This window comes from Pseudomonas bharatica (genome assembly GCF_048586865.1).
Lineage (GTDB): Bacteria > Pseudomonadota > Gammaproteobacteria > Pseudomonadales > Pseudomonadaceae > Aquipseudomonas > Aquipseudomonas bharatica.
Map to the genome: position 1 here is coordinate 39,625 of NZ_JBMAWR010000022.1, position 14,247 is coordinate 53,871.

General features: G+C 66.0%; 14 protein-coding genes. 6 read left to right on the top strand and 8 right to left on the bottom strand.

Annotated elements, in window-relative coordinates:
- From ACKLLE_RS21295 to ACKLLE_RS21310, 4 genes are read left to right on the top strand one after another with little or no spacing between them, the layout of a single operon-like run.
- The gene (locus ACKLLE_RS21295; protein ID WP_420059001.1) at window positions 1–339 is read left to right on the top strand and encodes a chorismate mutase; all 339 of its coding nucleotides are present in this window, start codon (window positions 1–3) and stop codon (window positions 337–339) included.
- Window positions 327–2,336 (top strand): aminodeoxychorismate synthase component I, encoded by a 2,010-nt coding sequence (gene pabB, locus ACKLLE_RS21300; RefSeq protein WP_420059002.1) that lies wholly within the window; start codon window positions 327–329, stop codon window positions 2,334–2,336. Before ACKLLE_RS21295 ends, pabB begins: the two co-directional genes overlap by 13 nt.
- A gap of 3 nt (window positions 2,337–2,339) precedes the next feature.
- Window positions 2,340–3,329 (top strand): prephenate dehydrogenase dimerization domain-containing protein, encoded by a 990-nt coding sequence (locus ACKLLE_RS21305; protein WP_420059003.1) that lies wholly within the window; start codon window positions 2,340–2,342, stop codon window positions 3,327–3,329.
- Complete coding sequence (locus ACKLLE_RS21310) at window positions 3,226–4,683, top strand: MFS transporter (protein WP_420059004.1); 1,458 nt, start codon at window positions 3,226–3,228, stop codon at window positions 4,681–4,683. Before ACKLLE_RS21305 ends, ACKLLE_RS21310 begins: the two co-directional genes overlap by 104 nt.
- Before the next feature lie 109 nt (window positions 4,684–4,792).
- Here the strand turns inward: ACKLLE_RS21310 and ACKLLE_RS21315 are convergent, their stop codons facing one another.
- The 8 genes from ACKLLE_RS21315 to ACKLLE_RS21350 all read right to left on the bottom strand — a co-directional run bounded on the left by ACKLLE_RS21315 (window position 4,793) and on the right by ACKLLE_RS21350 (window position 12,580).
- Entirely contained in the window at window positions 4,793–6,451 is a 1,659-nt protein-coding gene (locus ACKLLE_RS21315) for an ATP-dependent DNA ligase (protein WP_420059005.1), read from the bottom strand.
- Window positions 6,448–7,467: a ligase-associated DNA damage response exonuclease gene (locus tag ACKLLE_RS21320; protein WP_420059006.1), complete on the bottom strand. Its 1,020-nt coding sequence runs from the start codon at window positions 7,465–7,467 to the stop codon at window positions 6,448–6,450. The genes ACKLLE_RS21315 and ACKLLE_RS21320 overlap by 4 nt, the downstream gene beginning before the upstream one ends.
- Window positions 7,468–7,641: 174 nt before the next feature.
- Window positions 7,642–10,071 carry a penicillin acylase family protein gene (locus ACKLLE_RS21325; RefSeq protein WP_420059007.1) on the bottom strand — a complete coding sequence of 810 codons (2,430 nt, stop codon included), beginning with the start codon at window positions 10,069–10,071 and terminating at the stop codon, window positions 7,642–7,644.
- Between the two features lie 123 nt (window positions 10,072–10,194).
- Complete coding sequence (locus tag ACKLLE_RS21330) at window positions 10,195–10,836, bottom strand: glutathione binding-like protein (protein WP_009394438.1); 642 nt, start codon at window positions 10,834–10,836, stop codon at window positions 10,195–10,197.
- An 88-nt stretch (window positions 10,837–10,924) separates the two neighbouring features.
- The gene (locus tag ACKLLE_RS21335) at window positions 10,925–11,122 is read right to left on the bottom strand and encodes an SEC-C metal-binding domain-containing protein (RefSeq protein ID WP_064303720.1); all 198 of its coding nucleotides are present in this window, start codon (window positions 11,120–11,122) and stop codon (window positions 10,925–10,927) included.
- A 6-nt stretch (window positions 11,123–11,128) separates the two neighbouring features.
- Window positions 11,129–11,602, bottom strand: a complete 474-nt coding sequence (locus tag ACKLLE_RS21340; RefSeq protein ID WP_420059008.1) for an LEA/WHy family protein — start codon at window positions 11,600–11,602, stop codon at window positions 11,129–11,131.
- 2 nt (window positions 11,603–11,604) lie between these two features.
- Complete coding sequence (locus ACKLLE_RS21345) at window positions 11,605–12,081, bottom strand: YchJ family protein (protein WP_009398572.1); 477 nt, start codon at window positions 12,079–12,081, stop codon at window positions 11,605–11,607.
- A gap of 4 nt (window positions 12,082–12,085) precedes the next feature.
- Window positions 12,086–12,580: a DUF6231 family protein gene (locus ACKLLE_RS21350; protein WP_064303722.1), complete on the bottom strand. Its 495-nt coding sequence runs from the start codon at window positions 12,578–12,580 to the stop codon at window positions 12,086–12,088.
- 140 nt (window positions 12,581–12,720) lie between these two features.
- Between ACKLLE_RS21350 and ACKLLE_RS21355 the strand changes: the two genes are divergently transcribed.
- Together ACKLLE_RS21355 and ACKLLE_RS21360 are read left to right on the top strand one after the other, a co-directional pair.
- Window positions 12,721–13,419 (top strand): PA1041 family peptidoglycan-binding anchor lipoprotein, encoded by a 699-nt coding sequence (locus ACKLLE_RS21355; protein WP_420059009.1) that lies wholly within the window; start codon window positions 12,721–12,723, stop codon window positions 13,417–13,419.
- 90 nt (window positions 13,420–13,509) lie between these two features.
- On the top strand, window positions 13,510–14,232 hold the full coding sequence (locus ACKLLE_RS21360; RefSeq protein WP_064303723.1) for a PA1041 family peptidoglycan-binding anchor lipoprotein: 723 nt from the start codon (window positions 13,510–13,512) through the stop codon (window positions 14,230–14,232).
- Window positions 14,233–14,247 lie beyond the last annotated feature (15 nt).

The window sequence follows — 14,247 nt, forward strand, 5'->3', positions numbered from 1 at the left end:
ATGTCCCTGGATACTGGCAATGGCAATGCCGAGCTGCAGCCCTATCGCAAACAACTGGACCGGATCAACGAACTGCTGGTGGACCTGCTCGCCGAACGCATGCAGGTCTGCCGGCTTATCGCCAGGGTCAAGTCAGCCCGCGGCATCGCGATAATGCAGCCGCTGCGCGTGAACTCGACCCTCGATCAGGTTCGCGCCCTGTCTGGTCCACGTAAGTTGCGCCCGGAGTACCTGGATGGCCTGTTCCGGCTGATCATCGAGGAAACCTGCGACGAGGAGCGGCGGGTCATGGCCGTACTCGAAGCGTCGCCGGAGGGGCGTGAACCATGCGCACGCTGATCATCGACAACTTCGACTCCTTCACCAACAACATCGCCCAGTACCTCTATGAGGTCTGTGGCGAGCAGCCGGTGGTGCTGCCCAATACCTGCGGCTTCGAGCAACTCGACCTGGCCCGTTTCGACGCCGTGGTGCTGTCGCCCGGGCCGGGGCACCCGACCCGCGAGGCGGACTTCGGGGTGTGTCGCGAAGTGCTGGAGAGGGCGCGTATTCCCTTGCTGGGCGTGTGCCTCGGGCACCAGGGCATCAACTGCTACTTTGGCGGCAAGGTCGAGCACGCGCCGCAGCCGGTGCATGGCTACCGCACGCGCATCCGCCATACCGGGCAGGGCCTGTTCGCGGGGCTTGCCCAGGATTTCGAAGTGGTGCGCTACCACTCGCTGGTCTGTACCCGGGTGCCTGAGTGCCTGGAGGTCACCGCCCGTTCCGATTGTGGCCTGGTCATGGGCCTGGCCCATCGCGAGCGACCGATCTGGGGTGTGCAGTTCCATCCCGAGTCCATCGACTCCGAGCATGGCCGGCAGATCCTGCGCAATTTCGCGGGCATGGTGACAGCAGGCCGTGCCCACCGTCGCGAGGCGGACATCGCCAGGGCCTTGCGTGAGGCGGGCGGTCCGCAGCGCCTGGCGTTCGATTTCCAGCCGTTGGCACGGGTGCCGGACCCCCTGGACGCCTTCGCCGCCCAGTTCGGCGACCAGGGCGCGGCGTTCTGGCTCGACAGCGAGCTGGCTGACCGCGGCCAGGCCCGCTACTCGCTGATGGGCGCCTGCGACCCGGGCTCGGCCCTGGTGTTCGGCTATGACGTGGAGAACCGTCAACTGAGCATTCAAGGCCCGCACGGGCAGAGTCTGCTGCGGGGCGACTTCTTCGAGTTGATGGGGCAGGTCATGGCTCGGTTGTGCCAGCCCGAGCGACCCCAGGCGCCTTTTCCCTTCACCGGTGGGCTGGTGGGCTACCTGGGTTACGAACTCAAGGCCTTGACCGGTTCCGACAACATCCATGTCTCCGAACTGCCGGACGCACTCTTGTATCTGCCGCGCAACCTGCTGGTGTTCGACCATCTGCGCAACAAGGCCTGGCTCTGTCATCTCTGGGGGGAACGCCTGGCCCTGAAACCGCCGGGCAAGACCAGCCGGGCGCGCATTCCGCAGTTCTTTCCCGGCCCGGTGTGCGAATCGTCCCTGGGACTGGCCGACTGCGCCGCCACTTACCAGGAAAAGGTCGACCGCTGCCTGCGTGAAATCGTTGACGGCGAGTCCTACGAGATCTGCCTGACCAACCGCGCACGCATGCCTTGCGATGACGCGCCGCTCAAGGCCTACCAGCGCATGCGGGCGATCAGCCCGGTGCCCTATGGGGCCTTCATCGATACCGGTGACTTCGCCATCCTCAGTGCCTCGCCGGAAACCTTCCTGCGCATCGACAGCAGCGGGCGCATCGTTTCAAGGCCGATCAAGGGCACCCGGCCGCGGGGCTGCAATACCGAGGTCGACCAGTCGCTGCGCCAGGAGCTGGCCGACTCGGCCAAGGATCGCGCGGAAAACCTGATGATCGTCGATCTGGTCCGGCACGACCTCAACAGCATCTGTGTACCCGGTTCGGTCAAGGTACCGCGGGCTTTCGCCATCGAGAGCTACTCGTCGGTGCATCAATTGGTGTCCACCGTCGAAGGCCAGTTGCGCGCCGGTATCGCGCCGTTCGCGGCCATTCGTGCCTGCTTTCCCGGAGGCTCCATGACCGGTGCGCCGAAACGCCGGACCATGCAGATCATCGATCGCCTGGAGTCCTCGGCGCGCGGCGTGTACTCCGGCGCCCTGGGCTGGATCGGCATGGACGGCTACACCGACCTGAGCATTGTCATTCGCACTGCGGTGCTCAAGGATGGCACCGCCAGCTTCGGTATCGGCGGCGCCATAGTTGCCGCCTCGGACCCGGCCGAAGAAATGCGCGAGACGCTGGTCAAGGCGAGCGTGCCGTTCCACAGCCTCAGGAGGTGAACCTTGGACAACTATCTGGTCGTCGGCGGCGCCGGCATCGTCGGACGCTTTATTGCCGGGCTGCTGGCCGATGCCGGCCATGCACCATTGATCATCGACCGGGAGCCTGCCGGGCGCGCCTTCGACCAGCGGGTGATGGACGCCCTCGACCTGCCGGCGCAGGCGCCCGAGCTGCTCGAAACCACCACGGCCCTGGTCCTGGCCCTGCCCGAGGAGGTCGCCTTGCAGGTGCTGGAGCGCTGTGCGGGGGCGATGCCGGCGCTGCGCCTGCTGGTCAATACCTGTTCGGTGCAGCAACCGTTCCAGGAATGTGCCGGAAGGTTGCTGCCGGGTGTGCCGTCGCTGGGGATCAACCCGATGTTCTCGCCGACCCTGGATTGCCGCGGCCGCCCGGTGGTGTTGTGCGAACGCGAACCCGGCGCGGCGGGGGCGCGCTTCGCCACCTTGCTCGCCGGGCAGGGCATGCGCGTGCGGCATCTGGGCCCCGAGGCGCATGACCGGACCATGGCGGTGTGCCAGACACTGCCCCATGCGGCGGTCATGGCCTTTGCCTTTGCCCTGCAACGCAGCGAGTGCGATCCCGGGCTGCTGGCCGAACTGGCACCGCCGCCGATGCAGGCGCTGCTCGCGCTGGCCGCGCGCATCCTGCACAACCCGCCGCAGACCTACTGGGATATCCAGCGCCACAACCGCCATGGCGCCCGCCAGCGCGAGCACCTCGCCGGCGGGCTGGATCTGCTGCACCAGTTTTGCCGCCAGGACTCGGCGGATGCCTTCGCCGCCGAGCTTGATGCGGTGCGCCATTGGTTCGGTCCGGGGGCCGCCGGATACAGCCGGACCTGCACGCGGCTTTTCAATCTGTTGAACCTGTACCAAGGAGATTTACCCGATGCACGAAGCGTCAAGCCCTCTGTTCTCGATGATGCGGGATCGCGCCAAGGGAGCGGCACTGCTGGTGATCATGCTGCCGGTCCTGCTGGTTACCATCGATAACACCATCCTCAACTTTGCCCTGCCACGGATTGCAGCAGACCTGAACCCTGGCGCCGCCGCGCAACTGTGGATGATCGACGCCTATTCGCTGGTGCTGGCCGGATTGCTGGTCACCATGGGCAGCAGCGGCGACCGGCTTGGTCACCGGCGCCTGCTGTTCATCGGCTGCGGCGGTTTCGCCGTGGTTTCCTTGCTGCTGGCGCTGTCCCAGCAGCCCTGGCAACTGATCGCCGGTCGAGCGCTGCTTGGCGTCTTCGGGGCGATGATCCTGCCGGCGACCCTGGCACTGATCAGCAGCGCCTTTCCCGACCGTGAGGAGCGGCGGGTCGCTGTGGCGGTCTGGGCCACCTGCCTGACCCTCGGCTCGGCGCTGGGGCCGCTGCTGGGCGGGGTGCTGTTGCAGTTCTTCGACTGGCCCTCGGTCTTCCTGGTGACCTTGCCGTTCCTGTTGCCGGTTTTGCTGCTGGCGCCCTCAATCACGGAGACCGAGCGGCAGGCCGGGGGCGGCATCGACCTGGCCAGCATCCTGCTCAGCCTCGCCGCGATGACCGGGGTCATGCTCGGCCTCAAGCATGCCGCGACTACGGGCCTCGATGCCCAGGCGGTGCTCTGCCTGCTCGCGGGCGCAGCCTGGGGGCTGCTGTTCGTGCGCCGGCAACTGCGACTGGACCAGCCGCTGCTCGATCTGCGGTTGTTCCGCCGACCGACGTTCAGCGTGTCGATCCTGGTCAACCTGGTCAGCCTCGGCTTGCTGATCGGTTTCATCTTCTTTGCTACCCAGTTGCTGCAACTGGTGTTCGGCTTGTCGCCGCTGGCGGCCTGCCTGGTGCTGGTGCCGGGGCAGGCGCTGGCGATCATGGCCGGGATGGCCGTGGTGCCGGTCGCGCAGCGGGTGGCGCCGAATCGCCTGATTGCCTTGTGCCTGCTTGGCGCGGCGGCGGCCTTTGCGCTGATGGCGCTGGTGGAGGCCACGGTGCTGAGCCTGGGCATCGCCTTCCTTTTGCTGAATGTCAGCGTGGCGGCGATCACCAGCGTGTCCAATGACCTGGTGCTGGGTAGCGTGCCGGCGGATCGCGCAGGGAGTGCTTCGTCGGTGAGCGAGACGGCGTACGAGGTCGGGGTGGTACTGGGGACCACCTTGATTGGCGGGGCGGTGGCGGCGGTGTATCGACTGTCGCTGGTGGTGCCTGATGGGATTTCTGCGGCAACGCTGGCCGAGGCTTATGCCGTGGACGGGCTGGCGCCGGCGGCGGGGCTGGCGTTCCGGGAAGGGGTGATGGTGACCAGCGGGGTGGTGGCGGTGGTGGTCGTGGCTTTTGCGTTGGTGGTGATGCGGGGGTTGCGGGTCAGGTAAGGGTTGTTGTCGATGCTGATGGCCTCTCGCTGGCAAGCCAGCTCCCACAGGGCCTCTGTGGGAGCTGGCTTGCCAGCGAGAGGCCATCAGCAGCACCACAAGGCCCTGGTCAACTGAGCAACCCCTGCAACGTCGCCAGGTCATCCGCTTCCTCCACCGGCTTGTCCTGCCGCCAGCGCAGCATTCGCGGGAAGCGTACCGCGATCCCGCTCTTGTGCCGTTTCGACAGGGCAATGCCTTCGAAGGCCAGTTCGAAGACCATGCTCGGCGTCACGCTGCGTACCGGGCCGAAGGTTTCGATGGTGGTCTTGCGGATCAGTGCATCGACGCTGCGCATTTCGGCATCGCTCAGCCCGGAATAGGCCTTTGCAAAGGGCACCAGGCTGCGTTCCGGCGAGCCCGCCGGCGCATCCCAGACGGCAAAGGTGTAGTCGCTGTACAGGCTGGCGCGCCGGCCATGTCCGCGCTGCGCATAGATCAGCACTGCATCCACGGTGAACGGATCGATCTTCCACTTCCACCACACGCCCATGTCCTTGGTCCGTCCCACGCCGTAGAGCGATTCCCGGGCCTTGAGCATCAGCCCTTCGACTCCCAGGCTGCGCGACGCTTCGCGCTGTCGGGCCAGATCATTCCAGTCACTGGCGGTCAGTACCGGCGACAGTTGCAGTACCGATGCCGCGCAATTGCCGACCACCTGTTCCAGTTGCTGGCGCCGCTGGTACTGCGGCCGGTTGCGCCAGTCCTCGCCCTGCCACTCCAGCAGGTCGTAGGCCAGCAAGGCCACCGGTGCATCGGCCAGCAGTTTCTTGCCCAGGGTTTTGCGTCCGATACGCTGCTGCAACAGGGCGAAGGGCTGTACGGCGATGGCATCGGTGCGCGTGTCGGGCTTCCACACCACGATCTCGCCATCGAGCACCGTGCCGTCCGCCAGGCAGGCGGCGACGGCATGGAGTTCGGGAAAGCGCTCGGTGACCAGTTCCTCGCCGCGCGACCAGATCCACAGTTGCCCGTCGCGCTTGACCAGTTGCGCGCGAATACCGTCCCACTTCCATTCCGCTTGCCAGTCGCCGACCGGGCCGAGCAGGGCGTCGAACTGCTCCACCGGCTGTTGCAGGGCATGGGCCAGGAAGAACGGGTAGGGCTGGCCACCGCGCTGCGCATGTTCCTCGGCGCTGGGCGGGGCGATGAGGGCCAGGTAGCCCTCGGGTGTGGGGCTGTGGCGCAGGTCGGTATAGCCGACCAGGCGCTGGGCGACCTGCTTGGCATCAAGGTCGGCCAGTTGTGCCAGGGCGCGGGTCACCAGCAGTTTCGATACGCCCACCCGGAAGCTGCCGGTGATCAGTTTCATGCACACCAGCAGGCTGTTGCGGTCCAGTTGCGCCCACAGGGGCGGCAGGCGTTCGGCCAGGTCAGTGGGCGCCAGCCCACGCAGGGGCAGCAGTTGTTCCTCGACCCAGTACGCCAGCCCGGCATCGCTGCTGTGCTCGGTCTCCGGCAGCAGCAGGGAGAAGGTCTCGGCCAGGTCACCCACCGCCTGGTAGCTCTCTTCGAACAACCACTCGGGCAGGCCCGACAGGCGCACGGCCAGCTCGCGCAGCAGGCGGGTCGGCACCAGTTGCCGAGGGCGTCCCCCGGAAAGGAAGTACACCGCCCAGGCGGCATCCTCGGCCGGGGCCTGAGCGAAGTAGTCCTGCAAGGCCTGCAGCTTGGCGTTGCTGGAGGTCGTGGCGTCGAGGCGCAGGTACAGCTCGGCGAAGGCCTTCATGCTTCGGCCTCGCCACTAGTGTTGGCATCGTCTTCCTCACCGTACTCGGTGACGAAGCCCCGGGCATCGAGGCCCTGCTCCTTGAGGTAGCGCACCAGCACCTGCACCGAACCGTGGGTGACCATCACCCGTTCGGCGCCGGTCTGCCCGATGGCCCAGAGCAGGCCGGGCCAGTCGGCATGGTCCGAAAGCACGAAGCCGCGATCCACCCCGCGCCGCCGCCGCGTGCCGCGCAAGCGCATCCAGCCGCTGGCGAAGGCATCGCTGTAGTCGCCGAAGCGGCGCATCCAGCTGCTTCCGCCGGCGGACGGCGGGGCGATGATCAGGGCCTGGCGCAGCAACGGGTCGTTGCGTGGGATATCGCCGGCGTAGCGGGTTTCCGGGATGTACACCCCGGCCTCGCGGTAGACGCGGTTCAGCGGCTCCACCGAGCCATGGGCGAGGATCGGGCCAATACTGGCATCGATCCCGTGAAGAATGCGCTGTGCTTTGCCGAACGCGTAGGAAAACAGCACGCTGGCCTTGCCCTTGGCCTGGTTGTCGCGCCACCAGGCGTTGATCTGTTCGAAGATCTCCTGCTGGGGTTGCCAGCGGTAGATAGGCAGGCCGAAGGTGGATTCGGTGATGAAGGTATGGCAGCGCACCGGCTCGAACGGCGCGCAGGTGCCGTCGGGCTCGACCTTGTAGTCGCCCGACGCGACCCAGACCTCGCCCTGGTATTCCAGGCGCACCTGGGCCGAGCCGAGGACATGGCCGGCAGGGTGGAAGCTGAGGGTGACGCCATGGTGCAGCAGCGTCTGGCCGTAGGGCAGAGTCTGCAGGTTAATGTCTGCGCCGAGCCGGCTGCGCAGGATGCCCGCACCGGGCTCGGCGCAGAGGTAATGCTGGTTGCCGGGGCGGGAATGGTCGCCGTGGCCATGGGTGATGACCGCGCGGTCTACCGGACGCCAGGGGTCGATGTAGAAGTCGCCGGGTGGGCAGTACAGGCCTTCGGGGCGGGCGATGACAAGGTCCATGGGCGTGGGGCCGGAGTGGGTGGGCTTGTATCGATAGAGCAATGGTTGGTCTGGTGGTTCGATTTGTCTGGCGCACTGCGGACCCTGTGGGAGCGGGTTCACCCGCGATTACGCCGGTGAATTCACCACCGTCATCGCGGGTAAACCCGCTCCCACAAGGGACCGAATGTGCACTTACTTGCCAGGCACCAGGGTCAGCCGCTTGCTGCCGAACACCCGCTCATGGTTCTGTCCCTGCAACGGCACGCTCTGGTACTGCCCGCGGAACCAGCCGTCCAGCCCGTTGAATTGCGGGCTTGCCGGGTTCCCCGATTGCCCGGCGCTGGTCAGCACCTGCAACGGCTCGGCCTGGCCGAAGTCCACCACCATGCGTATCGACGAAGGCAACGAGGCCTTGAAATCCTGGCCCCAGGCATAGCCCGATGGATTCAGCGTGCTGTGGTCGCCACCGGTTGCCTGGGCCCGACGCTCGACGTTGTCGCCAATGCCGAACAGGTTCGCCGCCGGCCATTGGTACTGGTGCAGGCGTCCCCATTGCCAGGTACGGCGGTCCGCGCCCATCTGCCGCTCGCCTTCGCTGATCGCCGCGGCAAGGCTGCGGGCCAGGATCGTCGGTTTGTCTTCTTTTGCCGGGGTGTTGCGGTCATCCCAGAACGGGCTGTCGTCCCGGCCCAGCAGGTGGTCGGCCTGAGCCGAGTAGGAGGATCGCGCGGTGCTGACGAACGCCTGCCAGGCCGGGCCCGACTCCGGGCCCAGTTCGTCGAGGAAGATGGCCTTGGTGCTTTCCTGCAGGAACAGCTCGTAGATCGCGGCATCGGTAGAGGTCTGGCTAAGACGTCCATCGAAAGCCATCAACCGGGTATAGGCCTCGCGGGCCCTGGCCTTGTGCTCCGGCGGCAGGGCCTCGATGGCCTTTTTCAGCGGCTGGGCCATGCCCGGGGCTTCGAACATCGCCTTGAGCCTGGCGGCGAACAGCGTGGTCTGGTCGTTCTGCATGGCGATCAGGCTGCGACCGTCATGCTTGCCATTGCCGGCCAGTTGCGCCAGGCGCTCGGCCCGCTCCGGATAGGACCAACTGCTGGACAACTGCATGCCGTAGCCCTTGGGGGCGCTGCGCTGGTTGGCGGTACCGAGCCAGCCCTGCATCGGGTCCTGGTCGTAGGGGTGCAACATCGGGTCGGCGTAACCGTCCCAGTCGTAGCGGCTTTCCCAGCCCGGCGACGGTACCAGGCCCTGGCCTTCGCGACGGTTCGGATAGCGTCCGGTGACCTGCCAGCCAATGTTGCTGGCGTCGGCGAAGATCATGTTCAATGCTGCCGCACCGATCTCGCGGCTGGCTTCGGAGGCCCGCTCGACATTGCGCGCGCGGCTCAGGTCGAACAGCGCATCGAGGCTGCGATCGCCCTTGAGATCGGGCATTTTCAGGGCCAGGCCAAGGCCGCCCTGGGCGCCCGTGAGCAGCGTGCCGTGGCCGGTTTCGTAGATGACCTCGCGCAGCGGGCTGCGGCCCTTGATGATGTAGGTCTCGTTGCGCGCGCGCGCCGGCTGCCAGCGGCCGTCCACTTCGTAGCTCAATTGGTTGCCGCTGCGACGCAGTTTCTCCAGGTACAGGTCCTGGTTGTCGCCCATTACCGCGCTGCTGCTCCAGGCCAGCGCGCCGTTGAAACCGGAGAGCACGAACGGCAGGCCCGGCAGGGTGAAGCCGGCGGCCTGGTACTTGCCGGTGCGAATCTGCACAGGGCTCAGCACCCAGGCGCCCTGGCTGTCGGCGGCCAGCAGGCTCTTGCCGCTGCGGCTGCGCTGCGGGGCGATGGCCCAGTTGGCTGAATTGCCGCTGCCGAGCACATTGAAGGCAGCCAGTTGCGCACTGACGGCGCTCACCGAGGCCAGGCCGGGCAACTGGCTGGCGAGGTTGAGGCCCTTGAGCTTGTCTGCCTCGGCCTCGGCCAGCGGTTCGTCCGGGTAGGTCGGCAGTAGCCATGCCAGTTTGTCGGCGCCGACTTTCTGCGCCAGGGTCAGGGCCGCCAGTTCTTCCTGCAGGTTCACCGACTGGCTGAAGCTGTACAGGGCGAAGACCAGCGCCGAGTCCTCGGCCTTCCAGTATTCCGGGCGATAGCCGGCAATCGGCGAAGGCAGTTTTTCGCGGTAACGGAACAGGTAGGCGTTGACGCCCCGGGCATACACCTCGAAGAAGCGCTTCACCCGTGGCGAGGCGTCGGCGTAGAGCTGGCTGGCGCTCTGCCGCAGGTTGGCCGCGCGCATGAAGCGATCGGCATCCAGGGCGTCGGCGCCGGCCATCTCGGCCAGGCGTCCCTGGGCCAGCAGGCGCATGGCCAGCATCTGCCCGATGCGGTCCGAGGCATGCACGTAGCCGAGGCTGAACAGGGCGTCATGGAAGGAGCTGCTTTCGATCAGCGGCAGGCCTTGGGCGCTGCGCCGTACCGACACGTTGTTCGCCAGGCCCTTGAGCGGTTGCACGCCGACGCTGGGCGGCACGCTGTCGCGGACATTGCCCATCTGGCAACCGCCGAGGCTTAGCAGGCCGAGCGCGGCCGCAGCGACGCCGAAGCGCAGACGTGAAAGGGGAAAGGCTGGCGAGGCCATGGCGAAGCTCCTGCATGCAAGGGGAAGGCTGGCGGCGAAAGGCGCTACGTTAGTGAGCGCGCCAGCGCCATGCAAGCAGGGGCGCGGGCTTTATTTGCAAAGCCGCGCGCTGGCCATGGGCGCTTATTTCTGCGGCGGGTTGATCTTCTCCACCAGGGCGTAGGCGCGCTGGGTCGCCGGACGCGCCTGAATACCTTCGAACCAGGCCTTCAGGTGAGGGAAATCGTCAAGATTCTGCTCCTGCCACTTGTGCGAAACGATCCACGGATAGATCGCCATATCGGCGATGCTGTAGGCCTCTCCGGCGACGAACGGTCGGTCGGCCAGGCGCTTGTTCAACACGCCGTACAGGCGCGCGGTCTCGTCGACGTAGCGTTTGATCGCGTAGGGAATCTTTTCCGGCGCGAAGCGGTTGAAATGGTGGTTCTGCCCGGCCATCGGGCCGAGACCGCCCATCTGCCAGAACAGCCATTGCAGGACTTCCTGGCGGCCGCGCAGGTCCTGGGGAATGAATTTTCCGGTTTTCTCGGCGAGGTAGAGCAGGATGGCCCCGGATTCGAACAGCGACAATGGCTGGCCGTCCGCCGTGTCGTGGTCGACAATGGCCGGGATGCGGTTGTTGGGGGCGATTTTCAGGAAGTCGGCGGCGAATTGCTCGCCTTTGCCGATGTTGATCGGGTGGATCCGGTAGGGAAGGCCGGTCTCCTCAAGGAACAGGCTGATCTTGTGGCCGTTGGGGGTGGTCCAGTAGTACAGATCGATCATGAGGCGCTCCGTCAGTCTGCTGCGCTCCAGCGCAGCGGTGGGCGTCATGGATACCACAAAGCCCGACCGCTGTTACAGACTGAAATACTCAGGCGCCGTGGCACTTCTTGAATTTCTTCTCGCTGCCGCACGGGCAAGGATCGTTGCGACCGACGTCCTTCAGGGCGTTGCGCACCGGCTCCTGGTGGCCGTGGTTGCAGTGCGGGCCATGCACATGGCCGTGGTCGTGGTGATGATCGTGGTCGTGGTTGCAGTCTGGGCCGTGGACGTGGGGTTGCTGGTTCATTGCAGGTTACTCCGGGAAAAAATCGCTGGGGATTATCTCACCACTGCGCGCCAAGTGCAGGTCGCGGGCGAAGAATAATCCGGTGCGCAGCGTGCCCTCGAGGCGGTAATGCAGGGGCGTGTGCTGGCGTAGCATCTTCGCCACCGGCCTGGCGTGCTTCCACAGGTTGGTGCGCACCTCGACCCTGAAGATCCGGCTGCCATGGGCATCGACCCGCAACCACTGGCCGTCGTCGCCTTCGGCCAGCAGCATGTCGTTGAGGCGTACGGCATAGCTCAGGCCGCGAACCTGCAGGGTGCTGTCGTTGGGGTTATCGATACGCAGGTGAAGGATGAAGTGCTGCTGCAGCAGGCGCGCCTTCACCGTTTCGATCCTGACCAGGTGCACTTGCGGTTCGCGCCAGTCGCTGTCGAACCAGCTGGCACAACCGCCCAGGCCCAGCAACAGGCTGAACAGCAGCAGCCGCGCCAGCGTCGCCATGCTCAGTTACCGACGTAGCTCGAACAGCATTTCTTGAACTTCTGCCCGCTGGCGCAGGGGCAGGCGTCGTTGCGCCCGGCCTTGAGGCCCACGGTCGGGTCGATGAAATACCAGCGGCCCTGGTTCTGCACGAAGGCCGAGCGCTCACGGTGGCTGTGTTCACCGTCCAGGTCGTGCCAGCGCGCAGTGAAGGTCACGAAGGCATGCTCGGGCTGGCCGCCGAACACCTCGGCCGATTCAACCTCCAGTCCCAGCCAGGTGCTTTGGGCGCTCCACGCGGCAATGGCTGCGCGGTCGAGCCCGGCCTGCTGCACCGGCAGGGTGGTCGCCACCAGGTAATCGACCAGGCCCAGCACATAGGCGCTGTAGCGCGAGCGCATCAGGGCCTGGGCGTCGGGAGCCGGATGCCCGGCGTGATAATGCCCGCAGCAGGCGTCCAGCAGGTTGCCGCTGCCGCAGGGACAAACCGAAACGCTCATCGTGTCACCACCAGTACTTGCCGAAATTTTGCGGGTTGGCCCAGAACTTGGCGTTGAGCCAGTCCGGGACCTGCTTGTAGTCGCGCACGTCGTAGGTGAACAGGTCGAGCACCTGCTCGTCGCGGCGGAAACGCTCGCTGGCCTGCAAGGCCAGGGAGTAGAAGTCGCGGTCTTGCCATTGGCTGGCGCCCTTGTCGGCGAGCACGGCGATACGGCTGGCATTGAGATTGCGTATGCCGCCCAGCAGTTGCAGGCCGTCGCGTTTCTCCAGGTGCTCCAGGCAATCCACCAGCAACGCCAGGTCGTAGCGCTTGCCGGCCAGTTCCGCCGGCAGCGGGCCGGGGCTGGCGATATCGATGGTGGCTTGCGGATGCGCTGCGGCGAAGGCGTCGAGTGCAGGGAAGGACGCACCCACCAGCAGCACGCTATGCGGGGCGTAGTGATCCAGCAGCGCCGCCAGGGCCTGTTGTGGCGTGCGCGAAGAAAAACTCTCGGTCATCGAAGATCCTCGTCTGTTCCGCCAAGCCTAGCGGGCAAAGGCTTTCGCGTCATGGCTTATTGCTGGCGGAGATGGAATCGGCGGTCTTTACTCCCAGAGCAGCGGTACCGCAAGGCACATTTCCCATGGAGAAGCAACAGATGAGCATAGTTCGCACAGCTTTACCTCTGGTTCTGCTAACCAGCGTACTGACTGGTTGTGCAGGTCTGCAAAAGACCGACTGGCCGAAATGCGCGGCGGTCGGGGGTGTCGGCGGTGCCGCGTTGGGCGCCATTGAAAGCAGCAGTTGGGCGGGTTGGGGCGCGCTGGTGGGCGGCTCGATGGCGGCTGCCTATTGCTGGGTGCATGGTGATGGCGATGAAGACGGCGATGGCGTACCGGACAGCCGCGACAAGTGCCCGGGCACGCCGCGTGGCACTCCGGTGGATGCCACCGGTTGCCCGCTGGCTCCGCCCGCACCGCCTGTGGTCGAGGAAGTGGTGGTGGTGAAGGAGGAAACCATCGTCATCCGTGATGTGCACTTCGCCTTCGACTCCGACAAGCTGACCGCCGCCGACAAGTCGCGCCTGAACACCATCGCCGAACGCCTGCGGGCAGAGAAAGAGGGTGTGCAACTGACCGTGACCGGACATACCGACAGTGTCGGCTCCGACGCTTACAACCAGAAGCTGTCCGACAGGCGTGCGCACTCGGTCGTTGAATATTTGATCGAGAGCGGCGTGCCACGGGGCTACTTCGGCCGCGTCAGCGGCGCAGGTGAAAGCCAGCCGGTCGCCGATAACAAAACCGCGGAAGGCCGGGCCATGAACCGCCGTACCGAGATCAAGATCCAGCGTTGATGTCCCGCGGCCCGTGGCTTGAGAACTGCCACGGGCCGGTCTTTACTCCTGTGTGCCGGTAATGGCCGGTAACACAGGAGGCATTTCCCCATGAACGCACTCACCAAGGCCGCGCTTCCGGTGTTACTGGCAGCCGGCCTGCTTTCAGGTTGTGCAACCCACAGCGACGGCAGCGCTCCGCTCAATCAACGTACCTGGCCGATCTGCAGCCTGCTGGGCGGGCTGGTCGGTGGCGGTCTCGGCGCCATCGAAAGTTCGGCCTGGGCCGGTGGTGGCGCGGCGGCCGGTGCCATTGCCGGTGGCTTGATCTGTTTCGTCCAGGATGGCGACCAGGACGGTGACGGGGTCTTCGACCGCCGCGACCGTTGCCCGGATACGCCGGCCAACACCCCCGTCAGCCACAACGGCTGCCCGTTGCCGCAGTACCCGCCTGCGCAGAAGGTCGCCGAGCCTGAACCGGCGCAGCCCGAGGTGATTACCCTGAGCGACCAGGGCAACGTGCTGTTCGCCTTCGATTCCGCCGAACTGACCCCGGCGGCCCGGCAGCAACTGCAAGGGCTGGTGGAAAGATTGAGCGGTGCGCAGGTCCTGAGTATCCGGGTGGTCGGGCATACCGACAGCAAGGGCACCGATGCCTACAACCAGGCGCTCTCCGAACGGCGTGCCGGGGCGGTGGCGACCTGGCTGATCAACGAGGGCATCGCGCCGCAGAAAGTCACCAGCATGGGCCGTGGCGAAAGCGAGCCGGTGGCCGACAACGAAACCGACGAAGGGCGTGCGCAGAATCGCCGGGTCGAGCTGCATCTGAATTGATCCGGCAACGCTGGC

What these genes read in the sequence shown, in the direction of transcription:
- ACKLLE_RS21340 (WP_420059008.1), bottom strand. Translation starts at nt 11,602, where the DNA reads ATGGCGACGCTGGCGCGGCTGCTGCTGTTCAGCCTGTTGCTGGGCCTG.
- ACKLLE_RS21355 (WP_420059009.1), top strand. Translation starts at nt 12,721, where the DNA reads ATGAGCATAGTTCGCACAGCTTTACCTCTGGTTCTGCTAACCAGCGTA.
- ACKLLE_RS21315 (WP_420059005.1), bottom strand. Translation starts at nt 6,451, where the DNA reads ATGAAGGCCTTCGCCGAGCTGTACCTGCGCCTCGACGCCACGACCTCC.
- ACKLLE_RS21310 (WP_420059004.1), top strand. Translation starts at nt 3,226, where the DNA reads ATGCACGAAGCGTCAAGCCCTCTGTTCTCGATGATGCGGGATCGCGCC.
- ACKLLE_RS21330 (WP_009394438.1), bottom strand. Translation starts at nt 10,836, where the DNA reads ATGATCGATCTGTACTACTGGACCACCCCCAACGGCCACAAGATCAGC.
- pabB (WP_420059002.1), top strand. Translation starts at nt 327, where the DNA reads ATGCGCACGCTGATCATCGACAACTTCGACTCCTTCACCAACAACATC.
- ACKLLE_RS21325 (WP_420059007.1), bottom strand. Translation starts at nt 10,071, where the DNA reads ATGGCCTCGCCAGCCTTTCCCCTTTCACGTCTGCGCTTCGGCGTCGCT.
- ACKLLE_RS21360 (WP_064303723.1), top strand. Translation starts at nt 13,510, where the DNA reads ATGAACGCACTCACCAAGGCCGCGCTTCCGGTGTTACTGGCAGCCGGC.
- ACKLLE_RS21350 (WP_064303722.1), bottom strand. Translation starts at nt 12,580, where the DNA reads ATGACCGAGAGTTTTTCTTCGCGCACGCCACAACAGGCCCTGGCGGCG.
- ACKLLE_RS21295 (WP_420059001.1), top strand. Translation starts at nt 1, where the DNA reads ATGTCCCTGGATACTGGCAATGGCAATGCCGAGCTGCAGCCCTATCGC.
- ACKLLE_RS21320 (WP_420059006.1), bottom strand. Translation starts at nt 7,467, where the DNA reads ATGGACCTTGTCATCGCCCGCCCCGAAGGCCTGTACTGCCCACCCGGC.
- ACKLLE_RS21345 (WP_009398572.1), bottom strand. Translation starts at nt 12,081, where the DNA reads ATGAGCGTTTCGGTTTGTCCCTGCGGCAGCGGCAACCTGCTGGACGCC.
- ACKLLE_RS21335 (WP_064303720.1), bottom strand. Translation starts at nt 11,122, where the DNA reads ATGAACCAGCAACCCCACGTCCACGGCCCAGACTGCAACCACGACCAC.